General features: G+C 73.3%; 4 protein-coding genes. 2 read left to right on the forward strand and 2 right to left on the reverse strand.

Annotated features, from left to right (window positions below):
* Nucleotides 1-100: 100 nt before the first annotated feature.
* Both AOK23_RS40785 and AOK23_RS40790 read right to left on the reverse strand, forming a co-directional pair.
* On the reverse strand, nt 101-499 hold the full coding sequence (locus tag AOK23_RS40785; protein ID WP_037692967.1) for a hypothetical protein: 399 nt from the start codon (nt 497-499) through the stop codon (nt 101-103).
* A 397-nt stretch (nt 500-896) separates the two neighbouring features.
* On the reverse strand, nt 897-2,399 hold the full coding sequence (locus tag AOK23_RS40790) for a type III PLP-dependent enzyme domain-containing protein (RefSeq protein WP_055717459.1): 1,503 nt from the start codon (nt 2,397-2,399) through the stop codon (nt 897-899).
* Nucleotides 2,400-2,555: 156 nt separating this feature from the next.
* Between AOK23_RS40790 and hutU the strand changes: the two genes are divergently transcribed.
* On the forward strand, nt 2,556-4,244 hold the full coding sequence (hutU, locus tag AOK23_RS40795; RefSeq protein WP_055717460.1) for a urocanate hydratase: 1,689 nt from the start codon (nt 2,556-2,558) through the stop codon (nt 4,242-4,244).
* A partial coding sequence (locus tag AOK23_RS40800) for an allantoate amidohydrolase (protein ID WP_420823797.1) occupies nt 4,241-5,520 on the forward strand: 1,280 nt, incomplete at its 3' end. The genes hutU and AOK23_RS40800, both read left to right, overlap by 4 nt.

Genomic DNA, 5,520 nt, shown 5'->3' on the forward strand with positions numbered 1-5,520 from the left:
CGCTGCCCGTACGCGGCGAGCACACCCGGCACGCCGTCTCCCCCATGCTGCACCGGCTCGCCGCGTACGGGCAGCGGGGGAGCCGACGTGGTGATCACGCTCATGCCAGCACCAGCCGCCCCGCCATCTCGCCCAGCCGGATCCGGGCCAGCGCGAGATTGCCGTCCGACCTGGCCAGCCACAGATGCAGGAAGACACTGCTGTCGAACGTCGTTCGCACGAACCGCAGCACGTGGTATGTGTCCCGGTTGCTGACGATCAGGTCCTCGACCGGGAGATCGGCCCCGGACCAGTCCGAACCCTCCTCCGGGGCGAACGCCCGGTGCTCCGCCGCGAGCCGGGCCAGCTCCGCCGCCTCCGCCGCGGTCGTCTCGTGGTCACCGCCGGGTGCCTCCCCGACCGTGCCCAGCGCCAGTCCGCTGGTCCAGTCGACCACCGCGGCGCCCAGGGCACCGGGCAGCCTCATGGCCTCCACCAGACACTCGTCGATTCCGGGCACCGTGGCTCCCCTCCTGCCTGCGGTTCGGCTGAGTGACGCAGACGCTACGCAACGTGTGCGCGAGGGGTGAGCGATCTGGCATTTTCCAGCGGAACATGCGGAGAGGTGACTAAGGTGGGTCGACTTGCCTCATTTTCACCGCTGTTGAGGTCCGCGAGGGCGGCCGGTGCGCTGAGGTGGGGGTATGCGGTCGACTCGCATACGAACCCCGGGCGGACCGCCGGGCGCCGACCATTGTGGGGGGAGCGCGGGGCGTGCGAAGCGAAGCGTCCGGCATCCCGCGCGCCTCCGCATGGGTGAACGCGTGGGGAACCGCGCGACGGGCCGGCAACAACTTCCCCCCGCCGTACGGCATTTCCCGGGTGGTGGACGGCATTTCCCGGGTGGCGGACGGGCGTCAGAGCCCCAGGAGCCCCGACCGTTCCCCGCCGCCCGACTCCGCGACGATCTCCTCCGTCGTCTGCGCCCGCCGGACCACCGCGAAACGCACCCCGCCCTCGCCCTCACCGGGCGCGTAGCCGTGGATCGCGGGCCTCGGCAGCGAGTTGTACCCGTAGTGGTGCGCGAAGTAGTACGCCCCGGTGTCCAACGCCGCCGCGTAGTCCCCCGGTTCGAGGCGCGGCAGGGAGCGCCCCCGGGCGAGCAGGTCCCCGGCGAAGCAGGCCGGTCCCGCCACGTCCTGCACGACCGCCGGCCCGTCCTTCACCCGGCCCTTGCCGTCGTACGCCGCGATCCGCAGTGGCCACGCCCCCGGCGCGTACACCGTCCGCGCCGCCACCTGCACCCCCGCGTGGGTGACCGCCACGGCCCGCCCGCCCGCGCTCTTGGTGTACTCCACGCGCGCGACCACCGTCCCGTGCTTGGCGAGCAGCGACCGCCCGAACTCGGTGACCAGCCCGTACCGCCCGTCGAACAGTCCCGGCACCGCCTCCGCCAGCAGCCGCGCGTACTGCGCGTGCGTCGGTGTCGCCGCCTCCGACGCGAAGTTCACCGGCAGTCCGCCGCCGATGTCGATCGTGTCGATCTGCTGCCGCCCGATCCGCCGGTTGATCTCCTCGGCCAGTTCGTACGTCTCCGCGATCCCCCGGGTCATCAGCGACAGCGGCATGCCCTGCGACCCGGAGTGCGCGTGCAGCCGACTCAGCCAGGGCCGCTCCAGATACGCCCGTACGACCCACTCCCGGGCGCCCTCGTCCCGCAGCGGCACTCCGAACTTCGAGGTGGCCGTCGCGGTGGACAGCGCGTCGATCGCACCCCCGCCCACCTGCGGATTCACCCGGATGCCGAGAGGGGAGCGGGTGGTGGCCGAGCGGACGAGGGCGTCGAGGCGGTCCAGCTCCTGCGGATTGTCCGCGTTGACGGCGATGCCCAGCGCCAGCGCCTCCCGCAGCTCCGCCGGGGTCTTGGCGGGCGAGTCCAGCACGGTCTGCCGGGGCGACACCCCGGCGGCCCGCGCCAGGGCCAGCTCGCCGGCGCTCGCGACCTCCGCGCCGATCCCCGCCTCGCGCAGCAGCCGCAGCACCGGCACCAGCGGTGTCGCCTTCACCGCGAACGCGTGCAGCACCGGCGTGCCGGGTACCGTCACCTCGTCGAACGCCCGTCGCAGCGCCGCCGCCGACGCCCGGATCCCGGCGACGTCCAGCAGCCCGATCAGCGGGGTGCCCGGCCCGAGCAGCCCCTGCTCCACGGCCGCCCGCACGGCGTCGTCCCGTCGGGCCGCGCGCTCGTCGTCCGTCTCGAACAGCCGGAGCGTGCGCTCGGCGTCCGCCTCGGCGTCACCGTCCGGCCGGGGCGCGCGGTCCCAGGCCGCGCTCTCCCGCCGCGCGGCGCGCTCCTCCGCCGCCCCGTCACGCCGGGCGGCGGGCCCCGTCCCGTCGGCCCCGCGCGTCGCGTCTCCCATCTCGTCCCCCCGTGGTGGTGTCGTTCCCGGGCCCATGCACCCAGTGTGTCCAGCCAAACATCCACGGCGCGCCGTCGCTGGCGTACGGGCGTATTGACTAGCTCTATTCATCGAGTCAGGATGTGAATAGTTGCTGTAAATCGAGGAGGCAGACCCGTGTCAGGACCCCGCCCTGTTCGAGCCCCGCGCGGTACGGAACTGAGCACCCTGGGCTGGCAGCAGGAAGCCGCCCTCCGCATGCTGCAGAACAACCTCGACCCCGAGGTCGCCGAGCACCCCGACAAGCTCGTCGTCTACGGCGGCACGGGCAAGGCCGCCCGCGACTGGCGCTCCTTCGACGCCATGGTCCGCACGCTGAGGACCCTCAAGCAGGACGAGACCATGCTCGTCCAGTCCGGCCGCCCCGTCGGCGTCATGCAGACCCACGAGTGGGCCCCGCGCGTCCTCATCGCCAACTCCAACCTCGTCGGCGACTGGGCGAACTGGGAGGAGTTCCGCCGCCTCGAACAGCTCGGCCTGACCATGTACGGCCAGATGACCGCCGGCTCCTGGATCTACATCGGCACCCAGGGCATCCTCCAGGGCACCTACGAGACCTTCGCCGCCGTCGCCGCCAAGAAGTTCGGCGGCACCCTCGCCGGGACGATCACCCTCACCGCCGGCCTCGGCGGCATGGGCGGCGCCCAGCCGCTCGCCGTCACCATGAACGACGGCGTCGCGCTGTGCGTCGACTGCGACCCGCGCGCGATCGAGCGCCGCATCGAACACCGCTACCTCGACGTGAAGGCCGACAGCCTCGACCACGCCCTGCGGCTGGCCACCGAGGCCCGTGACGCCCGCCGCCCGCTGTCCATCGGCGTCCTCGGCAACGCCGCCGACCTCGTCCCGCAGCTCCTCGCCATGGGCGCCCCCATCGACATCGTCACGGACCAGACCTCGGCCCACGACCCCCTGTCGTACCTCCCCGTCGGCGTCGACTTCGACGACATGTCCTCCTACGCCGCCAAGGACCCGGCCGGCTTCACCACCCGCGCCCGCGAGTCCATGGCCCGGCACGTCGAGGCCATGGTCGGCTTCCAGGACGCCGGCGCCGAGGTCTTCGACTACGGCAACTCCATCCGCGGCGAGGCCCAGCTCGCCGGGTACGACCGCGCCTTCGCCTTCCCCGGCTTCGTCCCCGCCTACATCCGGCCGCTGTTCTGCGAGGGCAAGGGCCCCTTCCGCTGGGCCGCCCTGTCCGGTGACCCCGCCGACATCGCCAAGACCGACAAGGCGATCCTCGACCTCTTCCCCGAGAACGAGTCCCTGCACCGGTGGATCAAGATGGCCGGCGAGCGCGTCCACTTCCAGGGCCTGCCCGCCCGCATCTGCTGGCTCGGCTACGGCGAGCGCGACAAGGCCGGCGAGCGCTTCAACGACATGGTCGCGAGCGGCGAACTGGCCGCCCCGCTGGCCATCGGCCGCGACCACCTCGACTGCGGCTCCGTCGCCTCCCCCTACCGCGAGACCGAGGCCATGCTCGACGGTTCGGACGCGATCGCCGACTGGCCGCTGCTCAACGCCATGGTCAACGTCGCCTCCGGCGCCTCCTGGGTCTCCCTCCACCACGGCGGCGGCGTCGGCATGGGCCGCTCGATCCACGCCGGCCAGGTCACGGTCGCCGACGGCACCAAGCTGGGCGGCGAGAAGATCCGCCGCGTCCTCACCAACGACCCCGGCATGGGCGTGATCCGCCACGTCGACGCCGGCTACGACATCGCCGAGTCGGTCGCCGACGAGCGGGGCGTGCGGGTGCCGATGCGCGAGGGCGCCGAAGCAGCGAACGGCGAGGGTGAGGACGCGTGACCCCGAGCCACGGCGGCCACGACGGCGGCTCCCCGGCGGGGGCCGCCGCCTCACCGGCGTCCACGGGCCCGGCCGGGCCCGGCGGCGCCTCCTTCCACGAGATGTGGCGTGATCTGCTCCCCATTGGACGGCACCCCGACTCCGGTGGGTACCGGCGGTTCGCCTGGACCGGCGCGGACGCCGAGTGCCGCGCCTGGTTCGAGGAGCAGGCCCGCGACCGGGGGCTGACCCACGAGGTCGACCGGAACGGCAACCAGTGGGCCTGGCTGGGCGACCCCCGGCAGGGCGACGCCGTCGTCACCGGGTCCCACCTCGACTCCGTACCCGACGGTGGGGCCTTCGACGGCCCCCTCGGCGTCGTGTCCTCCTTCGCCGCGCTCGACGAACTCCGTGCCCGGGGCGCCCGGTTCGACAAGCCGATCGGGATCGTGAACTTCGGCGACGAGGAGGGCGCGCGCTTCGGTCTCGCCTGTGTGGGCTCCCGGCTCAGCTCGGGGCAGCTGACCGTCGAACAGGCGCACCGGCTGACCGACGGCGACGGGGTGACCCTGCCGCAGGCGATGGAGGCCGCCGGGTACGACCCGGAGGGCATCGGCGCCGACCCCGAGCGGCTCGCCCGGATCGGCGCGTTCGTCGAACTGCACGTCGAACAGGGGCGGGCCCTGGACCTGTCCGGCGACGCCGTCGGGATCGCCAGCGCCATCTGGCCGCACGGACGGTGGCGCTTCGACTTCCGGGGCGAGGCCAACCACGCGGGCACGACCCGGCTCGTCGACCGCCGCGACCCCATGCTGTCGTACGCGGAGACCGTGCTCGCCGCCCGCCGCGAGGCACGGCTCGCCGGCGCCGTCGCCACCTTCGGCAAGATCTCCGTCGAGCCCAACGGCGTGAACGCCATCCCCTCCCTCGTCCGCGGCTGGCTCGACTCCCGCGCCGAGGACCAGGAGACGCTGGACACGGTCGTCGGCGCGATCGAGGAGGCGGCCCGCGACTACGCCCAGCTCCACGGGGTCGAACTGGACGTCGTCCGCGAGTCCTTCACCCCGGTCGTCGAGTTCGAGCACGCCCTGCGCGACGAACTCGCCCGCATCCTCGGCCGGGGCGCCGCCGAGCTGAAGGTGCCGGTGCTCGGGACCGGCGCCGGACACGACGCCGGGATCCTCTCCGGACACGTCCCGACCGCCATGCTGTTCGTACGCAACCCCACGGGTGTCTCGCACTCCCCGGCCGAGCACGCCGCCGAGGACGACTGCCTGGCCGGGGAGTGCGAGACACC

This window comes from Streptomyces torulosus, from assembly GCF_001419765.1.
In the GTDB taxonomy this organism is placed as follows: Bacteria; Actinomycetota; Actinomycetes; order Streptomycetales; family Streptomycetaceae; genus Streptomyces; species Streptomyces torulosus.

What these genes read in the sequence shown, in the direction of transcription:
- AOK23_RS40790 (WP_055717459.1), bottom strand. Translation starts at nt 2,399, where the DNA reads ATGGGAGACGCGACGCGCGGGGCCGACGGGACGGGGCCCGCCGCCCGG.